Below are 23,482 nucleotides of genomic sequence, written 5' to 3' on the forward strand. Positions count from 1 at the left end.
ATAGGAAGGAGGAATTCCAATGCCAAAAGTTACTGTATATAACCAAACTGGTTCACAGGTTGGTGAAATCGAATTAGCTGAAGCTATTTTCGGTATCGAACCAAATGAAGCTGTACTTTTCGAAGCTGTAATGATGCAACGTGCATCTTTACGTCAAGGTACACACAAAGTAAAAACTCGCTCTGAAGTTCGCGGTGGTGGTCGTAAACCATGGCGTCAAAAAGGAACTGGACGTGCTCGTCAAGGTTCTATCCGCTCTCCTCAATGGCGTGGTGGTGGTACGGTATTCGGACCTACACCAAGAAGCTATGCGTACAAACTTCCTAAGAAAGTTCGTCGTTTAGCGATCAAATCTGCATTAGCTACTAAAGTAGTTGAGAACAACATTGTAGTTCTTGAAGACCTAGTGTTAAATGCACCAAAAACAAAAGACATGGTAGCAGTACTTAAAGGATTAACTGTTGAGAAGAAAGCTCTTATCGTAACTGCTGATGCAAACGAATCTGTAGAGTTATCTGCTCGCAATATCCCTGGAGTAACAGTAATCACTGCTGATGGCGTAAATGTGCTAGATGTGCTTCATCATGATAAGCTAATCATGACAAAAGCGGCAGTGGAAAAAGTAGAGGAGGTGCTTGCATAATGAGAGATCCTCGTGATATCATTAAGCGCCCAGTTATCACTGAACGTTCTATGGAAATGATGGCTGAAAAAAAATACACGTTCGACGTGGACGTTAAATCTAATAAAACAGAGGTTAAAGACGCTATCGAAGCGATCTTTGGTGTTAATGTAGACAAAGTAAACATCATGAACTACAAGCCGAAAGCAAAACGTGTTGGTCGTCACGCTGGTTTTACTAGCCGTCGTCGTAAAGCAATCGTTAAGCTAACTGCTGACAGCAAAGAAATCGAAATCTTCCAAGGCGTTTAATTCTTACTAAAGAAGGAGGGAAATTGAGATGGGAATTAAAAAGTATAATCCAACTACTAACGGTCGTCGTAACATGACTACGAATGATTTCGCTGAAATCACGACTGACAGACCGGAAAAGTCTTTACTTGCTCCTTTAAGCAAAAAGGCTGGTCGTAATAACCAAGGTAAAATTACTGTACGTCATCAAGGTGGCGGACATAAGCGTCAATACCGTATCATCGACTTTAAGCGTAACAAAGATGGAATTCCAGGACGCGTTGCTACGATCGAATACGATCCAAACCGCTCTGCGAATATCGCATTAATTAACTACGTTGACGGTGAAAAACGTTACATTCTTGCTCCTAAAACTTTAGAAGTAGGTATGGAAGTTATGTCTGGCCCTGAAGCTGACATTAAAATCGGTAACGCATTACCATTAATCAACATTCCAGTAGGTACTGTTGTTCATAACATCGAGCTTAAACCTGGTCGTGGCGGACAATTAGTTCGTTCTGCTGGTACATCTGCTCAAGTACTTGGTAAAGAAGGAAAATACGTACTTGTACGTTTAACTTCTGGTGAAGTACGTCTTGTATTATCTGCTTGTCGCGCTTCAATCGGTCAAGTTGGTAACGAACAACACGAACTTATCAAAATCGGTAAAGCAGGTCGCTCTCGCTGGTTAGGTAAGCGCCCAACAGTTCGTGGTTCTGTAATGAACCCGGTTGATCACCCACACGGTGGTGGTGAAGGACGCTCTCCAATCGGACGTAAGTCTCCAATGTCTCCATGGGGTAAACCAACTCTTGGATTCAAGACTCGTAAGAAAAACAAAGCGTCTGATAAATTTATCGTTCGTCGTCGTAAAAAATAATGGGATTGTAGTACGGTTCGTTTCAAGAACCGTACGCCAATCACGAAGGGAGGCACCAAAATGGCTCGTAGCTTAAAAAAAGGACCATTTGTCGATGATCACTTAATGAGCAAAATGGAAAAATTAGTTGCATCTGAGCAAAAACAAGTTGTTAAAACTTGGTCTCGCCGTTCAACTATCTTCCCTCAGTTCATCGGACACACAATCGCTGTATATGATGGTCGTAAACACGTACCTGTGTACATCACTGAGGATATGGTTGGCCATAAGTTAGGTGAATTCGCACCAACTCGTACGTATAAAGGTCACCTTGCTGACGATAAGAAAACTAGAAGATAATGAGAGGAGGCACTTCAATGCAAGCTAAAGCAGTAGCGAGAACAGTTCGTATTGCTCCTCGTAAAGTTCGTTTAGTAGTAGACTTAATCCGAGGTAAGCAAGTGGGTGAAGCGATTGCTATCCTTAACCACACACCAAAAACTGCTTCTCCAGTTGTAGAAAAAGTTTTAAAATCTGCAATCGCAAATGCAGAGCACAATTATGAGATGGATATTAACAACTTAGTTGTTGAAAAAGTTTTCGTTGACGAAGGTCCAACGTTGAAACGTTTCCGTCCACGTGCAATGGGTCGTGCAAGCCAAATTAACAAACGCACAAGCCACATCACAGTTGTGGTATCAGAAAAGAAGGAGGGATAATCGATGGGTCAGAAGGTTAATCCAATTGGTCTTCGTGTCGGTGTTATCCGTGACTGGGAATCTCGTTGGTTCGCTGAGAAAGATTACGCTACATTATTACATGAAGACATCAAAATCCGTGAGTACATTACTGTACGCTTAAAAGATTCTGCTGTTGCTAAAGTAGAAATCGAACGTGCAGCAAATCGTGTAAATGTTACAATTCACACTGCAAAACCTGGTATGGTAATTGGTAAAGGTGGTACAGAAGTTGAAGCACTTCGTAAAGCTCTTAACCAATTAACAGGCAAGCGTGTACACATCAATATTTTAGAAGTTAAGAGAGCTGATCTTAACGCTAAATTAGTAGGCGAAAACATCGCTCGTCAATTAGAAAACCGTGTATCATTCCGTCGTGCACAAAAGCAAGTTATTCAACGTGCTATGCGTGCAGGTGCTAAAGGTATTAAAACACAGGTTTCTGGTCGTCTTGGCGGAGCTGATATCGCTCGTGCAGAATCTTACAGTGAAGGAACTGTTCCACTTCATACACTTCGCGCTGATATTGACTATGCAGCAGTTGAAGCTGATACAACATACGGTAAATTAGGCGTAAAAGTATGGATCTACCGTGGAGAAGTCCTTCCTACAAAAAAGAAAGCTTCTGAGGAAGGAGGAAAATAATATGTTAATGCCAAAACGCGTAAAATATCGTAGAGAGCATCGTGGTAAAATGCGTGGTCGTGCAAAAGGTGGAACTGAAATTGCTTTCGGTGAATTCGGTTTACAAGCACAAGCTGCTTCATGGATTACAAACCGTCAAATCGAAGCTGCTCGTCGTGCAATGACTCGTTACATGAAACGTGGCGGTAAAGTATGGATTAAAATTTTCCCTTCTAAACCTTACACTGCAAAACCTCTAGAAGTACGTATGGGTTCCGGTAAAGGGGCACCAGAAGGCTGGGTAGCAGTAGTAAAACCTGGGAAAATTATGTTTGAAATCGCGGGTGTATCTGAAGAGGTAGCACGCGAAGCATTACGTCTTGCAGCTCACAAGTTACCTGTGAAATGTAAATTCGTAAAACGTGAAGAAAATGGTGGTGAATCTAATGAAAACTAATGATATTCGTGAACTAACCACTGCCGAAATCGAAACAAAAGTTAAAGCTTTAAAGGAAGAATTATTCAATCTTCGCTTCCAACTTGCTACAGGACAATTAGAGAATCCAACTCGCATCCGTGAAGTGCGTAAAGCGATTGCTCGTATGAAAACTGTAGTTCGTGAAAGAGAGATCGGAATTAATCGATAAATTGAGGGGAGGTTTGCATAGTGAGCGAACGTAACCAACGCAAAGTTTATACTGGTCGTGTTGTGTCTGATAAAATGGACAAAACGATTACAGTTTTAGTTGAAACTTACAAAACTCATTCCTTGTACGGAAAACGTGTTAAGTATTCTAAAAAGTACAAAGCCCATGATGAGCAAAACCAAGCGAAACTTGGCGATATCGTTAAAATCATGGAAACTCGCCCGCTTTCTGCTACTAAGCGTTTCCGTTTAGTTGAAATCGTTGAAGAAGCGGTTATTATCTAAATAGACGAATCGGAATTTTTAGTCCGAAGGGAGGTTTCATAACATGATCCAACAAGAATCTCGTTTGAAAGTTGCTGACAACTCTGGTGCACGTGAACTTTTAACAATTAAAGTATTAGGCGGCTCTGGTCGTAAATATGCTAACATTGGTGATATTATCGTTGCTACGGTAAAACAAGCAACACCAGGTGGCGTTGTTAAAAAAGGTGACGTTGTTAAAGCAGTAGTAGTACGTACGAAGAGCGGAGCTCGTCGTCCGGACGGTTCTTATATCAAATTTGATGAAAACGCAGCGGTTATCATTAAAGACGATAAGAGCCCACGTGGTACTCGTATCTTCGGACCAGTAGCTCGTGAATTACGTGATAGCAACTTCATGAAGATCGTTTCTTTAGCTCCAGAAGTTCTATAATTTAAGGTATTGCCTTGCTAAGGAGGTGCAGAATTAAGATGCATGTAAAAAAAGGTGATAAAGTACAGGTAATCACTGGAAAAGACAAAGGAAAACAAGGCGTTATCCTTGTGGCTTTCCCAAAGCAAAACCGTGTTATCGTTGAGGGTGTTAACATCGTTAAAAAACACTCTAAGCCATCTCAATTAAATCCACAAGGTGGAATTATTACTAAAGAAGCACCTATTCACGTTTCTAACGTTATGATTTTAGATCCGAAAACAGGTGAACCTACTCGCGTAGGCTTCAAAGTAGAAGATGGTAAAAAAGTTCGTATTGCAAAAAAATCTGGTGAATTATTAGATAAATAATTTTCTTAAGAAAGGAGGTCACTTCATTGAATCGCCTTAAAGAGAAGTTCCAAAAGGAAATTACTCCTGCTCTAGTGAGCAAGTTTAACTATAAATCTGTGATGGAAGTACCGAAAATCGAAAAGATCGTAATCAACACTGGTGTTGGTGACGCGGTATCTAACTCAAAAGCTTTAGACAATGCAGTAGAAGAATTAACACAAATCGCAGGTCAAAAGCCTGTTGTAACTCGTGCTAAAAAATCAATCGCTGGTTTCCGTCTTCGTGAAGGTATGCCAATCGGTGCGAAAGTAACTTTACGCGGCGAGCACATGTATGAGTTCTTCGACAAATTAGTATCAGTTTCTTTACCACGTGTACGTGATTTCCGTGGTGTTTCTAAGAAATCATTTGATGGTCGTGGGAACTACACATTAGGTGTTAAAGAGCAACTTATCTTCCCTGAGATCGATTATGATAAAGTAAGCAAAGTCCGCGGTATGGACATCGTAATCGTTACTACAGCGAAAACTGATGAAGAAGCTCGTGAACTTTTAACACAATTCGGTATGCCATTCCAAAAATAATGGAAGCCAACGCTAAGTAGAGGAGGCGAAAACGTGGCTAAAAAATCTATGATAGCGAAACAAAAGCGTACTCCTAAGTTTAAAGTACAAGAGTATACACGTTGCGAACGCTGCGGTCGTCCGCATTCTGTATACCGCAAATTTAAGCTTTGCCGTATTTGTTTCCGTGAACTTGCATATAAAGGTCAAATTCCTGGTGTTAAAAAAGCTAGTTGGTAAAACCCACAAATGGGAAGGAGGTAAAACACATGGTGATGACAGATCCAATTGCAGACATGCTTACTCGCATCCGTAATGCGAACATGGTACGTCATGAGAAATTAGAGGTTCCTGCTTCTAAAATCAAAAAAGAGATCGCTGAACTTTTAAAACGTGAAGGTTTCATTCGTGATGTAGAATACATCGAGGATAACAAACAAGGTATCCTTCGTATTTTCCTGAAATATGGTGCAAACAATGAACGTGTAATCACTGGATTAAAACGTATCAGTAAACCTGGCTTACGCGTTTACGCTAAAGCTGATGAAGTACCACGTGTACTTAACGGATTAGGTATCGCTCTTGTTTCTACATCTAAGGGAGTAATGACAGACAAAGACGCTCGTCAATTACAAACTGGTGGAGAAGTAGTAGCATACGTTTGGTAATATATATTTAAAACGAACGGAGGTGTGACCACATGTCTCGTATTGGTAAAAAGATTCTTGAAATCCCTGCAGGTGTTACTATTACAATTGCAGAAGACAATACTGTAACAGTAAAAGGCCCTAAAGGTGAATTAACTCGTAAATTCAATGCTGATATGTCTATCAAAATTGAAGAAAATACACTAACAGTTGAGCGTCCATCTGAACAGAAGGAACACCGTGCATTACACGGTACAACTCGTGCTTTAATCGGAAACATGGTTGAAGGTGTAACTGCAGGTTTCGCACGCGGACTTGAATTAGTCGGTGTTGGTTACCGTGCTCAAAAACAAGGAGATAAACTTGTTTTAAGCGTAGGTTATTCTCATCCAGTAGAAATGACTCCGGAAGCAGGTCTTGAAGTTGAAGTACCTGCACCAACTAAAATCGTAATCAAAGGTATCGACAAGCAACGTGTTGGCGAATTTGCTGCTAACATCCGTGCTGTACGTGCTCCTGAGCCATATAAAGGTAAAGGTATTCGTTACGAAGGCGAAGTTGTTCGTCGTAAAGAAGGTAAAACTGCTAAGTAAACCCGTTAGGTGAGAGAAAGGAGTGACAAGAATGATCACTAAAGCTGATAAAAATGCGACTCGTAAGAAAAGACATGCACGTGTACGTGCTAAGCTTACTGGTACTGCAGAACGTCCACGTTTAAACGTGTTCCGTTCTAACCAACATATTTACGCTCAAGTTATTGATGATGTAAATGGTGTAACGTTAGTAAGTGCATCTACTCTTGATAAAGACCTTGCTCTTAACGGTACTAGCAATACTGAAGCTGCTACGAAAGTTGGAGAATCAGTTGCTAAGCGTGCTGTAGAGAAAGGCGTTAAAGAAGTAGTATTCGATCGCGGTGGTTATTTATACCATGGCCGTGTTAAAGCTCTAGCTGAAGCTGCTCGTGAGGCTGGATTACAATTTTAATGGTCAAAGGAGGGAAAATTGATGCATCGCATTGACCCAAGTAAATTAGAACTTGAAGAACGTGTAGTTACGATAAATCGTGTCGCGAAAGTTGTTAAGGGTGGTCGTCGTTTCCGCTTTGCTGCACTAGTTGTAGTTGGCGATAAAAACGGTCATGTTGGATTCGGTACTGGTAAAGCACAAGAGGTACCAGACGCAATTCGCAAAGCTATCGAAGACGCTAAGAAAAACTTAATCGCTGTACCATTAGTTGGTACAACAATTCCACACACAATCAACGGTCACTTTGGAGCTGGTGAAGTATTCTTAAAACCTGCTGCTGAAGGTACTGGTGTTATTGCTGGTGGACCTGTTCGTGCGGTACTTGAATTAGCTGGTGTACAAGATATTCTTTCGAAATCTCTTGGTTCTAACACACCAATCAACATGATTCGCGCTACTGTGAACGGATTAAGCGAACTTAAGCGCGCTGAAGATGTTGCAAAATTACGCGGTAAATCTGTAGAAGAGCTACTAGGTTAAGGAGGGAAAACAAATGGCGAAAAAGTTAGAAATTACCCTCACTCGTAGTGTAATTGGTCGTCCACAAGATCAACGTGCGACGGTAGAAGCTTTAGGTCTTAAAAAGTTGAATTCAACTGTAGTTAAGGAAGAAACTCCTGCTATTCTTGGTATGATCAACAAAGTTTCTCACCTTATAACTGTAAAAGAAGCTTAAGGATAACTCATTAATATAAGGAGGTGCCTGGGAATGAAACTTCATGAATTAAAACCTGCAGAAGGTTCTCGTAAAGTACGTAACCGTGTCGGTCGTGGTATCGGTTCTGGTAACGGTAAAACTGCTGGTAAAGGTCATAAAGGACAAAACGCACGTTCTGGCGGCGGTGTTCGTCTTGGCTTCGAAGGTGGTCAAACTCCATTATTCCGTCGTTTACCAAAACGCGGCTTCACAAACATTAACCGTAAAGAGTTTACTATTGTAAACTTATCAACGTTAAATCGTTTTGAAGATGGTACAGAAGTAACACCTGAATTATTGCTGGAAACTGGCGTTATCAGCAAGTTAAACGACGGTGTTAAAATTCTTGCAAGCGGAGCAGTAGAGAAAAAATTAACTGTTAAAGCGCACAAGTTCTCTTCAAGTGCTAAAGAAGCAATTGAAGCAGCTGGCGGATCAGTTGAGGTGATCTAATGTTTCGTACAATCTCCAACTTTATGCGCGTTGCTGAGATAAGACGTAAAATATTATTCACTTTAGCGATGTTAGTCGTATTCAGGATTGGCACGTTTATCCCAGTGCCATTTACAAATGGAGACGTACTGAAAGCACAAGATCAATTAAATGCCTTAGGTATCCTAAATACATTTGGCGGTGGCGCCTTGAAAAACTTCTCCATCTTCGCGATGGGAATCATGCCGTATATTACAGCATCCATCATCGTGCAATTATTGCAGATGGATGTTGTTCCTAAATTTTCGGAATGGTCGAAGCAAGGTGAAATGGGCCGTCGTAAACTAACGCAATTCACGCGTTACTTTACAATTGTTCTTGCGTTCATTCAGGGGTTTGGTATGTCAATCGGTTTTAACGGTATGGTAGGTGGGCAATTAATTTTGAATCCTGGTTGGAGCACTTATTTATACATTGCTACGGTACTGACTGCTGGTACTGCATTTTTAATGTGGTTAGGTGAACAGATTACAGCTAAAGGTGTAGGTAATGGTATTTCCATCCTTATCTTTGGCGGTATTGCCGCAGCGATCCCAAGTGTTATATCTCAAGTGTATCAACAACAGTTTCAAAATATCGGAGATCAATTGTTCATGAGTATCGTTAAAGTTGCATTGATCTTACTAGCTGTGCTAGCAGTTATTGTTGGTGTTATTTTCATTCAACAGGCTGTTAGAAAGATCCCAATTCAATATGCGAAGCGTGTAACAGGAGGAAATGGGAATCATGCTGGAGCACAAAACACACATTTACCGCTTAAGGTAAATAGTGCGGGTGTTATTCCAGTCATTTTTGCTGTTTCATTCTTAATTACGCCTCCAACTATTGCACAGTTCTTCCCGAATCATGATGTATCGCAGTGGATCATTGCAAACTTTAACTATTCTCACCCAGTGGGAATGATCATATATGTTGCGCTCATTGTAGCCTTCACATATTTCTATGCGTTTGTTCAGGTTAATCCAGAGCAAATGTCAGAGAATCTAAACAAACAAGGTGGATATGTTCCAGGTATTCGTCCGGGTAAGAATACGGAACAATATCTAACAAAAATCTTGTATCGTTTGACCTTTGTAGGATCAATTTTCCTAGCAGCGATTGCAATCTTACCAGTTATCTTTACGAAACTGGGAAATCTTCCCCCATCTGCACAGATTGGTGGAACGAGTATGTTAATCGTTGTCGGCGTTGCTTTAGAAACAATGAAGCAGCTAGAAAGCCAACTGGTAAAACGCCATTACAAAGGGTTTATCAAGCAGTGAGTAAGTGGGAAGAATTGTCTTCCCTACATGCTCATGTACTCTGAGGGGGAACAAGGATGAACTTAATTTTAATGGGGCTTCCTGGTGCTGGTAAAGGTACACAAGCCGAACAGATTGTTGCCAAGTATAACATCCCTCACATTTCAACAGGAGATATGTTCCGTGCAGCTATGAAGGCTGAAACTGAAATGGGTCTACAAGCAAAATCTTTTATTGATAAAGGTGCGCTTGTTCCAGATGAAGTTACAATCGGAATCGTTCGTGAACGTTTAAGTCAAGAAGACTGCGTAAGAGGTTTCTTACTAGACGGTTTCCCACGAACTGTTGCACAAGCATCAGCTCTTGAAGAGATTATGAAAGATCTTGGCAAAAAAATCGACTATGTTTTAAACATTAATGTGGATTCAGGGTTGTTATTAAAACGCCTTACAGGCCGTCGCATTTGTAAAGAGTGCGGTGCGACTTACCACTTAGAATTCAATCCACCAGCAAAAGCTGATGTGTGCGATAAATGTGGTGGCGAATTATATCAACGCTCTGATGACAATGAAGAAACTGTGGCAAATCGCTTAGATGTAAATATTAAGCAAACAAAACCTTTGCTTGATTTCTACGAGGAGCTTGGTTACTTACAAAGCATTAATGGTGAGCAAGATATCAATAAAGTATTTGCTGATATCGATGTTCTCATCGGAGGCTTAGCGTAATGATCATCTGCAAAACTCCTCGCGAGATAGAAATCATGCGAGAAGCCGGCAGGATCGTTGCTTTAACTCATCAAGAGTTGAAACAGCACATTACTCCAGGAATTACAACGAAAGAGCTCGATCAAATAGCGGAAAAGACGATTCGAAAATATGGTGCTACGCCATCTTTTAAAGGATACAACGGATTTCCGGGGAGCATATGTGCTTCTGTAAATGAAGAGCTTGTACACGGAATTCCAGGGAAGCGCAAGCTCGAAGAGGGCGATATCATCAGTATCGATATTGGTGCGAAATACAATGGGTACCATGGAGATTCTGCATGGACGTATCCAGTTGGAAACATTTCTGAATCTGTTCAAAAGCTACTTGATGTCACAGAAAAATCGTTGTATCTTGGTCTAGAACAAGTAAAACCAGGCGAAAGATTATCAAATATCTCACATGCGGTTCAAACCCATGCTGAAGAGAATGGGTTCTCGATCGTTAGGGAGTATGTTGGTCACGGAATCGGGCAAGACTTACATGAGGACCCTCAAATCCCGCACTATGGTCCACCAAATAGAGGCCCTAGATTAAAGCCGGGAATGGTCATCTGTGTTGAGCCGATGGTGAATCAAGGAAGACGATATGTAAAAACACTATCTGATGACTGGACAGTGGTAACGGTAGATGGTAAATGGTGTGCCCACTTTGAGCACACGATTGCTCTTACAGAAGCAGGATACGAAATCCTTACCACTTTATAAGTAGCTGGCTCTCCGGGATTTCAGAGCAGTGTAAAATGTTACTGATTTGAAGAAGGGAGAACTATTGAATGGCTAAAGATGATGTAATTGAAGTCGAAGGTACCGTTCTTGAAACGTTGCCAAATGCTATGTTCAAAGTAGAATTAGAGAATGGGCATGTCGTATTGGCTCACGTTTCTGGTAAAATCCGTATGAACTTCATTCGTATTTTACCAGGAGACAAAGTTACGGTAGAATTATCTCCGTACGATTTAAATCGTGGTCGTATTACGTACCGTTTTAAATAATATAGCACTCCGTAATCTTTAAGGAGGTTCGAGACATGAAAGTAAGACCGTCAGTTAAACCAATCTGCGAAAAATGTAAAGTTATTCGTAGACGTGGAAAAGTAATGGTTATTTGTGAAAACCCTAAACATAAACAAAAACAAGGTTAATCAGAAGGAGGTGCATTCAGAATGGCACGTATCGCAGGTGTAGATATTCCTCGAGACAAACGCGTTGTTATTTCTTTAACTTACGTATTCGGCATTGGTCGCACAACTGCTGAAAAAATTCTTACTGAAGCTGGTATTTCTTCAGAAACACGAGTTCGTGATTTAACGGAAGACGAACTAGGACGTATCCGTGATATCATCGATCGTATTAAAGTTGAGGGAGACCTTCGTCGTGAAGTATCTCTTAACATTAAACGTCTAATGGAGATCGGTTCTTACCGTGGTCTTCGTCACCGTCGTGGTTTACCAGTTCGTGGTCAAAACTCTAAAAACAATGCTCGTACACGTAAAGGTCCACGTCGTACAGTAGCAAATAAAAAGAAATAATAAGTAAAGGAGGTTGAACTAACAATGGCACGTAAAACAAACACTCGTAAAAAACGTGTGAAAAAGAATATTGAAGCTGGTATAGCTCATATTCGTTCTACTTTCAACAACACAATCGTAACACTTACAGATACTCATGGTAACGCACTTTCTTGGTCTAGTGCTGGTGCACTTGGTTTCCGTGGATCTCGTAAGTCTACTCCATTCGCTGCGCAAATGGCTGCTGAAGCTGCTGCTAAAGTTGCAATGGAGCACGGTTTAAAAACATTAGAGGTTACTGTTAAAGGTCCTGGTGCTGGTCGTGAAGCTGCAATTCGTGCTCTTCAAGCTGCAGGTCTAGAAGTAACAGCAATTAGAGATGTTACTCCAGTTCCTCATAATGGATGTCGTCCACCAAAACGTCGTCGTGTGTAATTTTTCTGTATAGAATTTTCCCTTTTGTCTATAATGGATATGATGCATTATCGAGAAATTTCGTACAGAAACATCGCTTGTTGTGCACAATCGGGAACTGCCTAAGGGGGACTTTCGGTTAGACAGGGGGTATCCCTTTGTTTAACCGGGGTTTCGACGTTTTGAAGGAGGGTTTAGTTAATGATTGAAATCGAAAAGCCGAAAATCGAAACGGTTGAACTTAACGAAGATGCTAAATATGGTAAATTCGTAATTGAACCGCTTGAGCGTGGATATGGTACTACTTTGGGTAACTCCTTACGTCGTATTCTTTTATCCTCACTCCCTGGTGCCGCTGTTACTGCTATCCAAATCGATGGCGTATTACATGAATTTTCAACAGTTGAGGGCGTAGTAGAAGACGTTACGACGATCATCTTAAACTTGAAAAAGTTAGCTCTTAAAATCTACTCTGAAGAAGAGAAGACGTTGGAAATTGATGTGCAGGGCGAAGGTATTGTCACAGCTGCTGATATTACTCACGATAGTGATGTAGAAATCTTAAATCCAGATTTACACATTGCAACGTTAGCAAAAAATGCGCATTTCCGCATGCGTTTAACTGCAAAGCGTGGCCGTGGGTATACGCCAGCTGATGCAAATAAAAGCGAAGATCAACCAATAGGAGTAATTCCTATTGATTCTATTTATACTCCAGTATCACGTGTAACTTACCAAGTGGAAAAGACACGTGTCGGACAAGTGGCTAATTATGATAAGCTTACGCTTGATGTATGGACGGATGGAAGCATCGGGCCAAAAGAAGCTATCTCTTTAGGTGCCAAAATCTTAACTGAGCATTTAAATATCTTTGTTGGTTTAACTGATGAAGCACAAAATGCTGAGATTATGGTCGAGAAGGAAGAAGATCAAAAAGAGAAAGTTCTTGAGATGACTATCGAAGAACTAGATCTTTCTGTTCGTTCTTATAATTGCCTAAAACGTGCAGGAATTAATACTGTACAAGAGCTTGCGAACAAAACAGAAGAAGATATGATGAAAGTTCGTAACTTAGGACGTAAATCCTTAGAAGAAGTTAAACATAAACTTGAGGAATTAGGTTTAGGTTTACGTAAAGACGACTGAGGATTTAAACCCATCAACAAAGGAGGGAACTACGAATGGCATACAGAAAATTAGGCCGTACAAGTGCGCAACGTAAAGCTATGTTACGTGATTTAGCTACTGATTTAATTATCAACGAGCGCATCCAAACGACAGAAACTCGTGCAAAAGAACTTCGTTCTGTAGTGGAAAAAATGATCACTTTAGGTAAACGCGGAGATCTTCATGCTCGTCGTCAAGCAGCAGCTTTCATTCGCAATGAAGTTGCTAACGCTGAGACTGGTCAAGATGCACTTCAAAAATTATTCGCTGATGTAGCTCCACGCTATGCTGAGCGCCAAGGCGGATACACTCGTATTGCAAAAATTGGTCCACGTCGCGGAGACGCAGCACCAATGGTAATTATCGAGTTAGTATAATGATGATTAAAAGGGCAGGACAGTTCTTTTCAAGTAACTGGTCATGGCCCTTTTTTTTTAAATATAAAAAATAGGCTAACTTGGCGAAGGAAAGGGTGCCTTGTATTGAAAAAAGAGAAACTTCGGACAGAAAATATATCATTTCAATATCCTGGGGCAGCCTCTTATGCATTAAAAGGTGTTTCATTTTCCTTATATGAAGGAGAATGGGTATCTGTTATTGGACAAAATGGTTCAGGTAAATCTACACTTGCAAAATTATTGAATGGTTTGTTTTTACCGGAATCAGGGACCATTACTGTAAATGATACAGTGGTTTTATCAGAGGAAACGGTATGGGATGTTCGAAAACAAATTGGGATGGTATTTCAAAATCCTGATAATCAATTTGTTGGAACGACAGTACAAGATGACGTTGTATTTGGTCTAGAAAATATCGGAATGCCAAGGGAGCAGATGATAGAAAGATTAGAACAAGCCCTGCAACTGGTCCGTATGGAAGATTTTCTTAATGATGAACCCCATTCGTTATCTGGCGGACAAAAACAGCGAGTCGCAATAGCAGGTGTTTTAGCACTTCAGCCATCTATTTTAATACTAGATGAAGCAACTTCAATGTTAGACCCTCAGGGGAGACTTGAAGTAGTAGAAACGGTTAGACAACTTGTTAATCAAAAGGGTATTACGGTGTTATCGATTACGCACGATTTAGAAGAAGCGGCACAGTCAGACCGTATTATTATTTTGAACAAGGGAGAAATATTAGAGGAAGGTACTCCAGAGCAAATTTTCAAATCCTCTCATATGCTCCAAGAGATTGGATTAGATGTACCTTTTTCGGTGAAAATAGCAGAATTATTAAAAAGAAATGAAATTCACTTGCAAAATACGCATCTTACAATGGAAAGCTTGGTGAACGAACTTTGGAGATTACATTCCAAAAAGTAGAACATCGTTATCAATATAAAACTCCATTTGAAAGACGCGCACTTTATGATGTAGACGTGTCGTTTCCAAGTGGGGGCTATTATGCCATTATTGGTCATACTGGTTCAGGAAAGTCGACGATGATTCAACATTTAAATGGTTTATTACAGCCGACAAATGGTACGGTTCAAATTGGCGAACATTTAATTTCAGCAGGGAAGAAAGAAAAGAAACTTAAACCACTACGAAAAAAAGTAGGGGTTGTCTTTCAGTTCCCAGAACATCAGCTATTTGAAGAGACAGTTGAGAAGGATATTTGTTTTGGACCTACTAATTTTGGTGTATCTGAAGAAGAGGCAAAACAAAAGGCGAAAGATGCAATCCAGCTTGTTGGATTGGACATAGAGTTATTAGCACGTTCTCCGTTTGAGTTAAGCGGTGGGCAAATGAGGCGCGTTGCAATAGCAGGCGTACTTGCGATGGAACCCGAAGTGCTTGTATTAGATGAACCTACAGCAGGGCTTGATCCTAAAGGACAGCACGAGCTCATGGAGATGTTTTACAAGCTTCATAAGGAACAGGGGCTTACAGTCATTCTTGTCACCCACAATATGGAGGATGCTGCTAAGTATGCAGATCAAATTGTGGTCATGCATAAAGGAACGGTCTTTTTGCAAGGAAGAGCAGAGGAAGTATTTTCACATGGAGATGAATTAGAGAAAATTGGTGTGGATCTTCCGATGTCTTTAAAGTATAAACGTGCAATTGAAGAAAAGTTTGGTATTTCAATTTCGAAGGCTACCTTATCTTTAGAGGATCTTACTCATGAAGTTGTACAGGTGTTACGAAAAGGTGGTCATGAATCATGCAGCAGTTGATCATTGGGAGATACATTCCAGGTCAGTCAGTCATTCATAAACTTGATCCTCGTACGAAGCTGTTGATTGTCTTTTTATATGTATTTGTTGTTTTTTTAGCAAATAATGCGATTTCATATGGATTTTTATTTTTGTATGCACTCATTGCTTTATTTTTTGCAAAAGTGCCGATTCGTTATGTACTTTCGGGCTTAAAACCAATTCTATGGATTTTTCTTTTTACATTTTTCCTGCATATTTTTACAAATAAAGAAGGGGAAGTACTATTCCAGCTTGGTTGGTTTTCGATACATGAAAAAGGATTAGAGCAAGGGATATACATTTCTATACGATTCTTCGTTATTATTTTAATGACGACATTATTAACGTTAACGACGACACCTATTGAAATTACAGATGGGTTGGAGACGTTATTAAAGCCGTTGAAGCGTATAAAAGTTCCTGTTCATGAAATCGCATTAATGATGTCAATTTCACTACGTTTTATCCCGACATTAATGGATGAAACGAGTAAAATTATGAAAGCACAAGCGTCACGTGGCATTGATTTCGCCGGGGGACCGATAAAAGATAGGATGAAAGCTATTATTTCACTACTCGTTCCGTTATTTATTAGTGCTTTTAAGCGTGCAGAGGACTTAGCGATTGCGATGGAAGCGCGTGGATATCAAAGTGGCGAAGGACGTACTAAATTTAGGCAACTACGCTGGAAAACAAGTGATACAGTAACGATTATAAGCTTACTTTGTTTAGCTTGTATTTTGGCATGGGTGCGATCGTAATGGAGAATAAAGAAATGGATAGAATAAAATGTACGGTTGCATATGATGGCATGCATTTTTGTGGTTATCAAATTCAGCCGCAGCATCGTACTGTTCAACAAGAGATAGAGAAAGCATTGCAGAAATTGCATAAAGGAGAACTTGTTCGTGTTCAAGCATCGGGTAGAACAGATTCTACCGTTCATGCAAAAGGACAAGTGATACACTTTGATACCCCTTTGTCTCTTGCAGAGTGGCAATGGAGTAATGCTTTAAACACGATGTTGCCAGATGATATTGTTATCAGACAGGTAGAGAAAAAAACAGAAGAATTTCATGCGCGTTACGGTGTCGAGAAAAAAGAATATCGTTATCGTGTATTATTATCAAAGACTGCGGATGTATTCCGTAGAAATTATGTATATCAATATCCATATCCACTTGAAATAAACTCTATAAGAAAAGCGATTCCTTATTTTATTGGAACGCATGATTTCACTTCTTTTTGTTCGGCAAAAACTGACAAAAAAGATAAAGTGCGAACAATTTATGAAATTGAGTTAATTGAGCAAGACGATGAATTAATTTTTCGTTTTGTAGGTAATGGATTTTTATATAATATGGTCAGAATTATTGTTGGTACGTTACTTAACGTAGGGCAAGGAAAGCTTGATCCTGATAGCATTCCAGAGATTTTAGCGAAACAAAATCGCCAGTTTGCTGGAAAGATGGCTCCAGGCCATGGACTTTACTTATGGCAGGTAAACTATAACAACTAATCCTGGTGTAACATTTGCTTGACATTAGAAACTCAAAAGTATATCATAACATATGGTATTGTTTCTAAAACCACGATTAGCCCCGGAAGGAAATCGTGTTTAAGATAAACAATAGATTTTTTCTATGGAAAAGATAACGAGGAGGGAAACACATGCGTACGACTTTTATGGCAAAAGCTAACGAAGTTGAGCGTAAATGGTATGTGGTTGATGCTGAAGGTCAAACTTTAGGTCGCCTATCTACTGAAGTAGCATCCATTTTACGTGGTAAAAACAAACCTACATTTACACCACACGTTGACACGGGTGATCATGTAATTATTATTAACGCTGAGAAAATTCATTTAACAGGTAATAAATTAAACGATAAAATTTACTACCGTCACACTAACCACCCAGGTGGACTTAAGCAAAGAACAGCTCTAGAAATGCGTACAAACTACCCTGTACAAATGTTAGAGCTTGCAATTAAAGGGATGCTTCCAAAAGGACGTTTAGGACGTCAAGTATCTAAGAAATTAAACGTGTATGCTGGAGCAGAGCATCCACACCAAGCACAAAAACCAGAAGTTTACGAACTTCGCGGATAATTAATTAAAGGAGGGCTTACTTTGGCACAGGTTCAATACTATGGCACTGGACGTCGTAAGAGTTCAGTAGCGCGCGTGCGCCTAGTTCCAGGCGAAGGACGCGTTATCATTAACGGTCGTGATTTTGAAAACTATATCCCATTTGCTGCATTACGTGAAGTAGTGAAACAACCTCTAGTTGCAACAGAAACTTTAGGTAACTACGATGTACTTGTAAACGTAAATGGTGGTGGATACACTGGTCAAGCTGGTGCTATTCGTCACGGTATTTCTCGCGCTTTATTAAAAGCTGATCCAGAATACCGTCTAACATTAAAACGTGCAGGTCTATTAACTCGTGACGCACGTATGAAAGAGCGTAAAAAATACGGTCTTAAAGGCGCACGTCGTGCACCTCAGTTCTCAAAACGTTAATTTTTGCGAACTACAAACCCCAACCATTTTGGTTGGGGTTTTTTTATGTTTAATTCCTCTTTTGTAATTTTTGTAGTTTGGAATATTTTAGTGCCACCGCCTTGCGTATGCTTCTTCTTTAGAAGTTTAGACTAATACGTATTAGGGAGGTTTATAAGTACTATGAATGTCATTGTCAGCTTACAAGAAAAACAAAAAGAAAAGCAGTTGAAATACGAGCGGAAGATGCTGCGAGAATTATCATTAAAAACATTGCGCTCAAATATTCGTGATGCCTTTCAGATGCAAGAACTTCATCGTCAGTATGAAGATTATTGTATTGAACTAGGGATAGAATCTTATTTATTAGGAGCGAGATACAGTAAATTTGGTTATTATGGTGAATCATTCTTTGATGTGAAATATAGAGCCTTGGAAGAAGAGCAACAATTAACTGAAACATTATTTCAATTTTTAACAAGTATGACTATGCGTGAAATTAAACTGCAAGACGAGGAATTACTTTTTGAATCTTGCCAGCAGTTTATCGGCCTGTGGTGGCAGGAAGGGTATGAAAAAGGTGAACGAAGATATCGATTAAAGCTACACTAAGACAAGCATAAACTTTCCTCTTGTCCCATATAAGTAATTAGAGGGACTAGCTGGAGGAGGAAAGGTATGAAGAGAATTCGAATTATCTCTTTTGCGCTCGCTGCGGTTGTTTTGTTTTTTTTAGTCAAACAAGAATTTCAAATTACAAAATCGTGGCGAGCCTGGAATTTGCCCTTATCAGGGAAAGTGATCGTACTAGACGCTGGGCATGGTGGTCCAGACGGAGGGGCTGTTGGTGGAAAGGATATTGTAGAAAAAGATATTACGCTTGAAATTACAAAAAAAGTACAAGATTATTTACAAGAACAAGGTGCGTTAGTTATTTTAACTCGTGAAGGAGATTATGATTTAGCTAACAAAGATACAAAGTCATATAGTAGGCGTAAAGCAGAGGACTTAAAAAGGCGTGTAGAGATTATTAATAAGCCTGATGTAGACTTTTTTGCAAGCATTCATTTAAACGCTCTAACTAGCGGTGGATCTAAAGGCGCACAAACGTTTTATTACCGTTCTTTAATTGAAAATGAACGGGCTGCGAAATTTATACAGGCTGAATTGAGAACAAGCTTAGAAAATACGAATCGTTCTGCTAAAACAATTCCTCACGTGTACTTATTGAAGTATGCTAAAAAACCGGGTGCTTTGATTGAGGCTGGCTTTTTGTCGAATGTGAATGAAAGGTATATGCTAAATTCGGAGAAGTATCAGCAAAAAGTAGCAGCTGCAATATATCGTGGTATATTACGTTACTTCACAGAAAAAGGAAATCCTCCGGAATAAGGAGGATTTTTCGAGTTTCTCTCGTTAACGAAGTTTTCCGAAAATATGTTATACTGAAAATGTAAACGCATTTATTTCAAAAATAAAGAGAGATAAATTCAATTAACATTACGTTATTTTTCATACAGGGGGCTGGGCTAATTATGGTAACAAAAGAGCAGGTAGTGGAAGCGTTGGAAGGGATTGTAGATCCGTTTTTACATAAAACGTTAAAAGAAACAAATGCAATTAAAGAGGTAACGGTCAAGCCTGAGAAGGAACATGTAAGTGTTAAAATTGCAATTGTAAAAACAGGTACAGCGGAACAAATGCAGTTGCAGTCTGGAATTGTAAAGTTAGTAAAAGAACTTGGGGCAACAACAGTTGGACTTCGTTTTGCAGAATTTACAGAAGAGGAATTAGCTCAGTTTGCACCACCGCAAGAGGAAGAGAAAAGTGAATCCTTATTATCACCGAACTCAAATACAACATTTTTAGCAGTGGCAAGTGGAAAAGGTGGAGTAGGGAAATCGACTGTTTCTGTTAACCTTGCAATTGCTTTAGCTCGTTTAGGGAAAAAGGTTGGTATCATTGATGCGGATATTTACGGTTTTAGTGTACCTGATATGATGGGCATCGAAAAACGCCCAATCGTAAGAGGTGATAAGATAATACCAGTGGAGCGTCTAGGTGTGAAAGTAATCTCAATGGGATTCTTTGTAGAAGATAACGCACCCGTTATTTGGAGAGGACCGATGCTTGGGAAAATGTTAAATCACTTTTTCACAGAAGTAGAATGGGGTGATTTAGATTACTTAGTATTAGATTTACCGCCAGGTACGGGTGATGTGGCTCTAGATCTGCATTCGATGTTGCCAGCTTGCAAAGAGATTATTGTAACAACGCCGCATCCAACAGCAGCGTTTGTAGCAGCGCGTGCTGGGGCTATGGCTTTACGTACAGAACATAGTATTCTTGGCGTTGTTGAAAATATGGCGTATTTTGAAAGTAAAGCAACTGGTGAAAAAGAGTATGTGTTTGGAAGAGGTGGAGGAGATAAATTAGCTACGGAACTCCAAACGGATGTGCTTGGCCGAATTCCACTTCAACAACCGGATTGGAATAAGGAGGACTTTGCGCCGTCAGTATATGAAGATACACATACTACTGGTCTTATTTATCGTTCGATAGCTGAGACAGTTATTGATAAAACAGCTGTCGCGCAAAAATAAAGTAGAAATGAGTGGACAATATATACATTGTCCACTCATTACTATAATTTTTATTGTTGTTCTTTGTTCCCATCTTGAGAACCACCTTCACCGCCTGCACCTTTTTTATCAGACCCGCCTTTTTCGGCTTTTTGTACACCTTTACTAATGATGTCAATCATCTTAGTCTGGAAGAGTGGACTTTCGGCAGTTTCGGTTAGTACTTGTTGTAAATATAGACGATACTCTTTACTCTTCATTGTTTGTAACATCATTTTTTCTACTTCAGGATTTTTCATAATCTCTATAACACCTGATTGGTATTCAGGGTCTTTTAGTAAAGTTTTCATTAAGTTTGTTTGTTCTTTTCCCATACTTTTAGCAAATTTCGATGAGAACTCAGGGTCTTTAAAGAGCTTTTCCCAGAATTGTTGCCCTTTTTCGGATACCATTGCATCTTCAATCGTTTTCTTTACTACTGTTTCATCTAGTATGAGTGCTTGTTTCATTTTTTCATCAGTTAATACATCTTGGATCGCTTTTTTTCCTTGGTCTGTTTTTAAAATATCAACAATCATTTTTTTTGTTTGATCATAATCAAGTTCGGATTTTGCTTCTTTTTCTTGTGCACATGCCACTAGTGCGATAAATAGAAAAGAAGAAATCAAAACGAGCAGCAGCCGTTTCATAAATTGGAGCTCCTTTCAGCACAGTTCTCTTTTTTTAATATAAATCTCTTTAAGGAATTTATACATTAACATGGCTAGCTTTTTGAAATTGTCATTGATACAATTTAATTAGAAATATAAGAATAATGGGGGATGTGTTGTGAATAGCCGCAAGTGGGTACGACTATTTTTTACGACGTTGTTTCTGGGTGGGATTAGCACAGTCTTTATTGGATTTGTTTTAGAATGGGACAAGTACGCTAAATTTTTTCAAAATTTCGACGGAAAAGAGATTTTAGCAATTTCTTTTTGGTTGATGGGCGTAGGATTTATTTTTAGTGTTATAAGTCAAATGGGATTCTTTGCGTATTTAACGATCCATCGTTTTGGATTAGGGATGTTTCGGTCATCGTCTTTATGGAATGCGGTGCAACTCTTCTTTATTGCGTTCGTATTGTTTGATTTCGTTTATTTAAGGTCAGTACTTATTGCAAATGGGGAAGCTTCATTAGGGAATAACATACTTGTTGCGGGGATATTATTTGTGTTTGGGGCAATTGTCGCATACATAAAGAGTAAAGAAACGAATAAAAAAGCATTTGTGCCCGCTCTGTTCTTTATGGTTGTTGTAACAATTGTTGAATGGGTACCAGCGCTCCGGATTAATGATACAGATTGGTTATATTTAATGGTGATACCACTCCTATTATGTAATTCATATCAGTTACTTGTATTGCATCGTTTAATTGGACAAAAGAGTAAGTCAGCTTAATGAGGAGAGAGTGGATTTGTAATTAGCCAGATTCTTATCGTTTGTAAATACGAGGATAAAAAAGCTCTGCTATTTTTCATTAAAATAGCAGAGCTTTTTATGTGTGAAGAATCGTGTAGAAAAGAATTACTTAATATCTTCGCTTTTCGTACTTGTGTTGGAAATAAGTTGTGATACAGATGTTTGTTCATATCCGTCGCTCTTTAATTTTTGTAAGAGTAATGGTAAAGCCTTATTTGTTTGAAGAGCAGAATCAGAAGCGTGTAATAAGACAATATCTCCACCCTTTAAATTGCTAGAGACTGTGGAAACGATTTTATTTACGCCGGGATTTTTCCAGTCATTTGAATTGTTACTCCAATGAACGATGGTGTATCCGAGTGATTCGGCTATTTTAAGGGTTGTTTTGTTAAAGTCGCCACTAGGTGGGCGTAATAGCTTGACTTGTTTTACACCAAGTTTCGTAAAAACATCTTGCGCTCGCAAAAGATCTCTTCGTATTTCATTTGCTTCTAGTGAATTGTAGGATGTGTAATTATAGCCCATACTACCAATCTCATGTCCATCTTTCATGATGCGTTCGACAATATCAGGGTGTCTTTCGGCCCATGCAGCAGAGAGAAAGAAGGTTGCATTCTTAATTTCTCTTTCTTTGAGTGTATTAAGGATTGGAATAGCTTTTTTATCTCCCCAACTAATGTCAAACGTGAATGCAACTTGTTTTTTTGCGGTGTCCCCTTTGTAAATCACCTTAGGGCCAGTAGCAGTTGAAAAAGCAGATTCATGTGAATATGTTTTTAAAAAGAGTAGCCATGCTGTAAATAAAGAAAGTACGACTATTAAGCTAATGTGTTTAAATGTTCTTTTACTCGTAATAAAAAAGAAAAACATAATATTACGCCCCTTTGTCCAATCCTTTTCAGTTACATATATGCTTTAAATTTAAAAAAGAGAACAAGGGATTAACATCGTAGGTGGTGGATATAATGAATGATAGAATTTTATTTTTTGATGATACATTATTGGTAATTGAAAATGAGTGGGGCGTTTATTGATATATGTAAGGAACTATTGGGGTGATAATTTGCTTGGGATTATGTTAACGAAGGAAGAGAGAAAAGAAATGGAATACATACTGAAGAGAGAGTTAGAGGAACTTTTATTTGATTTTGAAGATGAGCGTATACATAGCGTTGTGAAAAAAGCGATGGAAGAAAGATATAAAATCATTTTTTGTTTATTTCGGAGAGTTGCTAATAGAGAAGAATGTATTCGTTATGTAAGAAAAAGAATTTTTTATTAAAAAGTGTTGACGTTAAGAGTGAGTATATGATAAATTAATAAACGTCGCTGATGCGGAAACGCAGAAAACGACAAAAAAGAAATTGAAAAACTTAGTTGACATCGAAAAACGAAGATGTT

The 23,482-nt window shown here is 39.2% G+C and carries 41 protein-coding genes; 39 read left to right on the forward strand and 2 right to left on the reverse strand.

Going from position 1 to position 23,482, the window contains the following annotated elements:
* Positions 1–19 precede the first annotated feature (19 nt).
* The 37 genes from rplD to JDS80_RS24100 all read left to right on the forward strand — a co-directional run bounded on the left by rplD (position 20) and on the right by JDS80_RS24100 (position 20,641).
* A complete protein-coding gene (gene rplD, locus JDS80_RS23920; RefSeq protein WP_001127261.1) occupies positions 20–643 on the forward strand; it encodes a 50S ribosomal protein L4 in 624 nt (207 codons plus the stop codon).
* Entirely contained in the window at positions 643–933 is a 291-nt protein-coding gene (gene rplW / locus JDS80_RS23925) for a 50S ribosomal protein L23 (RefSeq protein ID WP_001205557.1), read from the forward strand. The genes rplD and rplW overlap by 1 nt, the downstream gene beginning before the upstream one ends.
* 28 nt (positions 934–961) lie before the next feature.
* The gene (gene rplB / locus JDS80_RS23930; RefSeq protein WP_000511584.1) at positions 962–1,792 is read left to right on the forward strand and encodes a 50S ribosomal protein L2; all 831 of its coding nucleotides are present in this window, start codon (positions 962–964) and stop codon (positions 1,790–1,792) included.
* Between the two features lie 60 nt (positions 1,793–1,852).
* Positions 1,853–2,131 (forward strand): 30S ribosomal protein S19, encoded by a 279-nt coding sequence (gene rpsS, locus JDS80_RS23935; protein ID WP_000124454.1) that lies wholly within the window; start codon positions 1,853–1,855, stop codon positions 2,129–2,131.
* A 17-nt stretch (positions 2,132–2,148) separates the two neighbouring features.
* The gene (gene rplV / locus JDS80_RS23940; RefSeq protein WP_001148024.1) at positions 2,149–2,490 is read left to right on the forward strand and encodes a 50S ribosomal protein L22; all 342 of its coding nucleotides are present in this window, start codon (positions 2,149–2,151) and stop codon (positions 2,488–2,490) included.
* A 3-nt stretch (positions 2,491–2,493) separates the two neighbouring features.
* Entirely contained in the window at positions 2,494–3,153 is a 660-nt protein-coding gene (rpsC, locus tag JDS80_RS23945; protein WP_000529958.1) for a 30S ribosomal protein S3, read from the forward strand.
* A gap of 1 nt (position 3,154) precedes the next feature.
* Positions 3,155–3,589, forward strand: coding sequence for a 50S ribosomal protein L16 (gene rplP, locus JDS80_RS23950; RefSeq protein WP_000928969.1), 435 nt, complete (start codon positions 3,155–3,157; stop codon positions 3,587–3,589).
* Positions 3,579–3,779 (forward strand): 50S ribosomal protein L29, encoded by a 201-nt coding sequence (rpmC, locus tag JDS80_RS23955; protein ID WP_000855718.1) that lies wholly within the window; start codon positions 3,579–3,581, stop codon positions 3,777–3,779. The genes rplP and rpmC overlap by 11 nt, the downstream gene beginning before the upstream one ends.
* Positions 3,780–3,799: 20 nt before the next feature.
* On the forward strand, positions 3,800–4,063 hold the full coding sequence (gene rpsQ, locus JDS80_RS23960; protein ID WP_000004106.1) for a 30S ribosomal protein S17: 264 nt from the start codon (positions 3,800–3,802) through the stop codon (positions 4,061–4,063).
* Positions 4,064–4,106: 43 nt separating this feature from the next.
* Positions 4,107–4,475, forward strand: a complete 369-nt coding sequence (gene rplN, locus JDS80_RS23965) for a 50S ribosomal protein L14 (protein WP_000615912.1) — start codon at positions 4,107–4,109, stop codon at positions 4,473–4,475.
* 38 nt (positions 4,476–4,513) lie between these two features.
* Positions 4,514–4,825, forward strand: a complete 312-nt coding sequence (rplX, locus tag JDS80_RS23970) for a 50S ribosomal protein L24 (protein WP_000558200.1) — start codon at positions 4,514–4,516, stop codon at positions 4,823–4,825.
* A gap of 26 nt (positions 4,826–4,851) precedes the next feature.
* On the forward strand, positions 4,852–5,391 hold the full coding sequence (gene rplE, locus JDS80_RS23975) for a 50S ribosomal protein L5 (RefSeq protein WP_071747340.1): 540 nt from the start codon (positions 4,852–4,854) through the stop codon (positions 5,389–5,391).
* A 33-nt stretch (positions 5,392–5,424) separates the two neighbouring features.
* A complete protein-coding gene (gene rpsN / locus JDS80_RS23980; RefSeq protein WP_001085700.1) occupies positions 5,425–5,610 on the forward strand; it encodes a 30S ribosomal protein S14 in 186 nt (61 codons plus the stop codon).
* Positions 5,611–5,639: 29 nt separating this feature from the next.
* Positions 5,640–6,038, forward strand: a complete 399-nt coding sequence (gene rpsH / locus JDS80_RS23985) for a 30S ribosomal protein S8 (RefSeq protein ID WP_000245511.1) — start codon at positions 5,640–5,642, stop codon at positions 6,036–6,038.
* 32 nt (positions 6,039–6,070) lie between these two features.
* The gene (gene rplF / locus JDS80_RS23990) at positions 6,071–6,610 is read left to right on the forward strand and encodes a 50S ribosomal protein L6 (protein ID WP_000086551.1); all 540 of its coding nucleotides are present in this window, start codon (positions 6,071–6,073) and stop codon (positions 6,608–6,610) included.
* A 31-nt stretch (positions 6,611–6,641) separates the two neighbouring features.
* Positions 6,642–7,004, forward strand: a complete 363-nt coding sequence (gene rplR / locus JDS80_RS23995) for a 50S ribosomal protein L18 (protein WP_000628818.1) — start codon at positions 6,642–6,644, stop codon at positions 7,002–7,004.
* A gap of 21 nt (positions 7,005–7,025) precedes the next feature.
* The gene (gene rpsE, locus JDS80_RS24000) at positions 7,026–7,526 is read left to right on the forward strand and encodes a 30S ribosomal protein S5 (RefSeq protein ID WP_000554646.1); all 501 of its coding nucleotides are present in this window, start codon (positions 7,026–7,028) and stop codon (positions 7,524–7,526) included.
* Between the two features lie 13 nt (positions 7,527–7,539).
* Entirely contained in the window at positions 7,540–7,722 is a 183-nt protein-coding gene (gene rpmD, locus JDS80_RS24005) for a 50S ribosomal protein L30 (protein ID WP_001085231.1), read from the forward strand.
* Between the two features lie 33 nt (positions 7,723–7,755).
* Positions 7,756–8,196: a 50S ribosomal protein L15 gene (rplO, locus tag JDS80_RS24010; protein ID WP_000766083.1), complete on the forward strand. Its 441-nt coding sequence runs from the start codon at positions 7,756–7,758 to the stop codon at positions 8,194–8,196.
* A complete protein-coding gene (secY, locus tag JDS80_RS24015; protein ID WP_000490151.1) occupies positions 8,196–9,497 on the forward strand; it encodes a preprotein translocase subunit SecY in 1,302 nt (433 codons plus the stop codon). The genes rplO and secY overlap by 1 nt, the downstream gene beginning before the upstream one ends.
* Before the next feature lie 56 nt (positions 9,498–9,553).
* Positions 9,554–10,204, forward strand: coding sequence for an adenylate kinase (locus JDS80_RS24020; RefSeq protein WP_001048996.1), 651 nt, complete (start codon positions 9,554–9,556; stop codon positions 10,202–10,204).
* Positions 10,204–10,950 (forward strand): type I methionyl aminopeptidase, encoded by a 747-nt coding sequence (map, locus tag JDS80_RS24025; protein WP_000582542.1) that lies wholly within the window; start codon positions 10,204–10,206, stop codon positions 10,948–10,950. Before JDS80_RS24020 ends, map begins: the two co-directional genes overlap by 1 nt.
* Positions 10,951–11,018: 68 nt before the next feature.
* The gene (infA, locus tag JDS80_RS24030; protein ID WP_001029884.1) at positions 11,019–11,237 is read left to right on the forward strand and encodes a translation initiation factor IF-1; all 219 of its coding nucleotides are present in this window, start codon (positions 11,019–11,021) and stop codon (positions 11,235–11,237) included.
* 35 nt (positions 11,238–11,272) lie between these two features.
* Positions 11,273–11,386: a 50S ribosomal protein L36 gene (rpmJ, locus tag JDS80_RS24035; protein WP_000868344.1), complete on the forward strand. Its 114-nt coding sequence runs from the start codon at positions 11,273–11,275 to the stop codon at positions 11,384–11,386.
* A gap of 21 nt (positions 11,387–11,407) precedes the next feature.
* The gene (rpsM, locus tag JDS80_RS24040) at positions 11,408–11,773 is read left to right on the forward strand and encodes a 30S ribosomal protein S13 (protein ID WP_000090790.1); all 366 of its coding nucleotides are present in this window, start codon (positions 11,408–11,410) and stop codon (positions 11,771–11,773) included.
* A gap of 24 nt (positions 11,774–11,797) precedes the next feature.
* Positions 11,798–12,187: a 30S ribosomal protein S11 gene (rpsK, locus tag JDS80_RS24045; protein WP_000101797.1), complete on the forward strand. Its 390-nt coding sequence runs from the start codon at positions 11,798–11,800 to the stop codon at positions 12,185–12,187.
* 180 nt (positions 12,188–12,367) lie between these two features.
* Entirely contained in the window at positions 12,368–13,312 is a 945-nt protein-coding gene (locus JDS80_RS24050; protein ID WP_000569644.1) for a DNA-directed RNA polymerase subunit alpha, read from the forward strand.
* Between the two features lie 35 nt (positions 13,313–13,347).
* The gene (rplQ, locus tag JDS80_RS24055) at positions 13,348–13,710 is read left to right on the forward strand and encodes a 50S ribosomal protein L17 (RefSeq protein ID WP_000331490.1); all 363 of its coding nucleotides are present in this window, start codon (positions 13,348–13,350) and stop codon (positions 13,708–13,710) included.
* A gap of 105 nt (positions 13,711–13,815) precedes the next feature.
* A complete protein-coding gene (locus JDS80_RS24060; RefSeq protein ID WP_071747339.1) occupies positions 13,816–14,658 on the forward strand; it encodes an energy-coupling factor ABC transporter ATP-binding protein in 843 nt (280 codons plus the stop codon).
* Positions 14,634–15,515: an energy-coupling factor ABC transporter ATP-binding protein gene (locus JDS80_RS24065; protein ID WP_071747338.1), complete on the forward strand. Its 882-nt coding sequence runs from the start codon at positions 14,634–14,636 to the stop codon at positions 15,513–15,515. Before JDS80_RS24060 ends, JDS80_RS24065 begins: the two co-directional genes overlap by 25 nt.
* Positions 15,503–16,297 (forward strand): energy-coupling factor transporter transmembrane component T family protein, encoded by a 795-nt coding sequence (locus JDS80_RS24070; protein WP_001186537.1) that lies wholly within the window; start codon positions 15,503–15,505, stop codon positions 16,295–16,297. The genes JDS80_RS24065 and JDS80_RS24070 overlap by 13 nt, the downstream gene beginning before the upstream one ends.
* Positions 16,298–16,311: 14 nt before the next feature.
* Positions 16,312–17,055: a tRNA pseudouridine(38-40) synthase TruA gene (gene truA / locus JDS80_RS24075; protein ID WP_002094769.1), complete on the forward strand. Its 744-nt coding sequence runs from the start codon at positions 16,312–16,314 to the stop codon at positions 17,053–17,055.
* Between the two features lie 152 nt (positions 17,056–17,207).
* Positions 17,208–17,645, forward strand: coding sequence for a 50S ribosomal protein L13 (gene rplM / locus JDS80_RS24080; RefSeq protein WP_001260795.1), 438 nt, complete (start codon positions 17,208–17,210; stop codon positions 17,643–17,645).
* A 21-nt stretch (positions 17,646–17,666) separates the two neighbouring features.
* Positions 17,667–18,059: a 30S ribosomal protein S9 gene (gene rpsI, locus JDS80_RS24085; protein ID WP_000079986.1), complete on the forward strand. Its 393-nt coding sequence runs from the start codon at positions 17,667–17,669 to the stop codon at positions 18,057–18,059.
* 162 nt (positions 18,060–18,221) lie between these two features.
* Entirely contained in the window at positions 18,222–18,650 is a 429-nt protein-coding gene (locus tag JDS80_RS24090) for a YbaK family protein (RefSeq protein WP_001101006.1), read from the forward strand.
* A gap of 66 nt (positions 18,651–18,716) precedes the next feature.
* Positions 18,717–19,430: an N-acetylmuramoyl-L-alanine amidase CwlD gene (gene cwlD, locus JDS80_RS24095; protein ID WP_071747336.1), complete on the forward strand. Its 714-nt coding sequence runs from the start codon at positions 18,717–18,719 to the stop codon at positions 19,428–19,430.
* A 143-nt stretch (positions 19,431–19,573) separates the two neighbouring features.
* Positions 19,574–20,641: an Mrp/NBP35 family ATP-binding protein gene (locus JDS80_RS24100; RefSeq protein WP_199640151.1), complete on the forward strand. Its 1,068-nt coding sequence runs from the start codon at positions 19,574–19,576 to the stop codon at positions 20,639–20,641.
* Positions 20,642–20,691: 50 nt separating this feature from the next.
* Here the strand turns inward: JDS80_RS24100 and gerD are convergent, their stop codons facing one another.
* The gene (gene gerD, locus JDS80_RS24105) at positions 20,692–21,309 is read right to left on the reverse strand and encodes a spore germination lipoprotein GerD (protein WP_199640152.1); all 618 of its coding nucleotides are present in this window, start codon (positions 21,307–21,309) and stop codon (positions 20,692–20,694) included.
* Positions 21,310–21,448: 139 nt separating this feature from the next.
* Here gerD and kbaA point away from each other — a divergent pair, with 139 nt between their 5' ends.
* Positions 21,449–22,060: a KinB signaling pathway activation protein KbaA gene (gene kbaA, locus JDS80_RS24110; RefSeq protein WP_199640153.1), complete on the forward strand. Its 612-nt coding sequence runs from the start codon at positions 21,449–21,451 to the stop codon at positions 22,058–22,060.
* 126 nt (positions 22,061–22,186) lie between these two features.
* On the opposite strand, the gene pdaB is transcribed toward kbaA, so the two are convergent.
* Positions 22,187–22,951 (reverse strand): polysaccharide deacetylase family sporulation protein PdaB, encoded by a 765-nt coding sequence (gene pdaB / locus JDS80_RS24115; protein WP_000464724.1) that lies wholly within the window; start codon positions 22,949–22,951, stop codon positions 22,187–22,189.
* A gap of 193 nt (positions 22,952–23,144) precedes the next feature.
* Here pdaB and JDS80_RS24120 point away from each other — a divergent pair, with 193 nt between their 5' ends.
* Complete coding sequence (locus JDS80_RS24120) at positions 23,145–23,363, forward strand: hypothetical protein (RefSeq protein ID WP_033656695.1); 219 nt, start codon at positions 23,145–23,147, stop codon at positions 23,361–23,363.
* Positions 23,364–23,482 lie beyond the last annotated feature (119 nt).

The organism is Bacillus cereus group sp. N8, from assembly GCF_016483685.1.
GTDB classification, from domain to species: Bacteria; Bacillota; Bacilli; order Bacillales; family Bacillaceae_G; genus Bacillus_A; species Bacillus_A proteolyticus.

Excerpts from the sequence above, each read along its gene's own strand:
- rplD (WP_001127261.1), top strand. The coding sequence starts at position 20 with ATGCCAAAAGTTACTGTATATAACCAAACTGGTTCACAGGTTGGTGAA.
- rplW (WP_001205557.1), top strand. The coding sequence starts at position 643 with ATGAGAGATCCTCGTGATATCATTAAGCGCCCAGTTATCACTGAACGT.
- rplB (WP_000511584.1), top strand. The coding sequence starts at position 962 with ATGGGAATTAAAAAGTATAATCCAACTACTAACGGTCGTCGTAACATG.
- rpsS (WP_000124454.1), top strand. The coding sequence starts at position 1,853 with ATGGCTCGTAGCTTAAAAAAAGGACCATTTGTCGATGATCACTTAATG.
- rplV (WP_001148024.1), top strand. The coding sequence starts at position 2,149 with ATGCAAGCTAAAGCAGTAGCGAGAACAGTTCGTATTGCTCCTCGTAAA.
- rpsC (WP_000529958.1), top strand. The coding sequence starts at position 2,494 with ATGGGTCAGAAGGTTAATCCAATTGGTCTTCGTGTCGGTGTTATCCGT.
- rplP (WP_000928969.1), top strand. The coding sequence starts at position 3,155 with ATGTTAATGCCAAAACGCGTAAAATATCGTAGAGAGCATCGTGGTAAA.
- rpmC (WP_000855718.1), top strand. The coding sequence starts at position 3,579 with ATGAAAACTAATGATATTCGTGAACTAACCACTGCCGAAATCGAAACA.
- rplN (WP_000615912.1), top strand. The coding sequence starts at position 4,107 with ATGATCCAACAAGAATCTCGTTTGAAAGTTGCTGACAACTCTGGTGCA.
- rplX (WP_000558200.1), top strand. The coding sequence starts at position 4,514 with ATGCATGTAAAAAAAGGTGATAAAGTACAGGTAATCACTGGAAAAGAC.
- rpsH (WP_000245511.1), top strand. The coding sequence starts at position 5,640 with ATGGTGATGACAGATCCAATTGCAGACATGCTTACTCGCATCCGTAAT.
- rplF (WP_000086551.1), top strand. The coding sequence starts at position 6,071 with ATGTCTCGTATTGGTAAAAAGATTCTTGAAATCCCTGCAGGTGTTACT.
- rplR (WP_000628818.1), top strand. The coding sequence starts at position 6,642 with ATGATCACTAAAGCTGATAAAAATGCGACTCGTAAGAAAAGACATGCA.
- rpsE (WP_000554646.1), top strand. The coding sequence starts at position 7,026 with ATGCATCGCATTGACCCAAGTAAATTAGAACTTGAAGAACGTGTAGTT.
- rpmD (WP_001085231.1), top strand. The coding sequence starts at position 7,540 with ATGGCGAAAAAGTTAGAAATTACCCTCACTCGTAGTGTAATTGGTCGT.
- rplO (WP_000766083.1), top strand. The coding sequence starts at position 7,756 with ATGAAACTTCATGAATTAAAACCTGCAGAAGGTTCTCGTAAAGTACGT.
- secY (WP_000490151.1), top strand. The coding sequence starts at position 8,196 with ATGTTTCGTACAATCTCCAACTTTATGCGCGTTGCTGAGATAAGACGT.
- JDS80_RS24020 (WP_001048996.1), top strand. The coding sequence starts at position 9,554 with ATGAACTTAATTTTAATGGGGCTTCCTGGTGCTGGTAAAGGTACACAA.
- map (WP_000582542.1), top strand. The coding sequence starts at position 10,204 with ATGATCATCTGCAAAACTCCTCGCGAGATAGAAATCATGCGAGAAGCC.
- infA (WP_001029884.1), top strand. The coding sequence starts at position 11,019 with ATGGCTAAAGATGATGTAATTGAAGTCGAAGGTACCGTTCTTGAAACG.
- rpmJ (WP_000868344.1), top strand. The coding sequence starts at position 11,273 with ATGAAAGTAAGACCGTCAGTTAAACCAATCTGCGAAAAATGTAAAGTT.
- rpsM (WP_000090790.1), top strand. The coding sequence starts at position 11,408 with ATGGCACGTATCGCAGGTGTAGATATTCCTCGAGACAAACGCGTTGTT.
- rpsK (WP_000101797.1), top strand. The coding sequence starts at position 11,798 with ATGGCACGTAAAACAAACACTCGTAAAAAACGTGTGAAAAAGAATATT.
- JDS80_RS24050 (WP_000569644.1), top strand. The coding sequence starts at position 12,368 with ATGATTGAAATCGAAAAGCCGAAAATCGAAACGGTTGAACTTAACGAA.
- rplQ (WP_000331490.1), top strand. The coding sequence starts at position 13,348 with ATGGCATACAGAAAATTAGGCCGTACAAGTGCGCAACGTAAAGCTATG.
- JDS80_RS24070 (WP_001186537.1), top strand. The coding sequence starts at position 15,503 with ATGCAGCAGTTGATCATTGGGAGATACATTCCAGGTCAGTCAGTCATT.
- truA (WP_002094769.1), top strand. The coding sequence starts at position 16,312 with ATGGATAGAATAAAATGTACGGTTGCATATGATGGCATGCATTTTTGT.
- rplM (WP_001260795.1), top strand. The coding sequence starts at position 17,208 with ATGCGTACGACTTTTATGGCAAAAGCTAACGAAGTTGAGCGTAAATGG.
- JDS80_RS24090 (WP_001101006.1), top strand. The coding sequence starts at position 18,222 with ATGAATGTCATTGTCAGCTTACAAGAAAAACAAAAAGAAAAGCAGTTG.
- cwlD (WP_071747336.1), top strand. The coding sequence starts at position 18,717 with ATGAAGAGAATTCGAATTATCTCTTTTGCGCTCGCTGCGGTTGTTTTG.
- JDS80_RS24100 (WP_199640151.1), top strand. The coding sequence starts at position 19,574 with ATGGTAACAAAAGAGCAGGTAGTGGAAGCGTTGGAAGGGATTGTAGAT.
- gerD (WP_199640152.1), bottom strand. The coding sequence starts at position 21,309 with ATGAAACGGCTGCTGCTCGTTTTGATTTCTTCTTTTCTATTTATCGCA.
- pdaB (WP_000464724.1), bottom strand. The coding sequence starts at position 22,951 with ATGTTTTTCTTTTTTATTACGAGTAAAAGAACATTTAAACACATTAGC.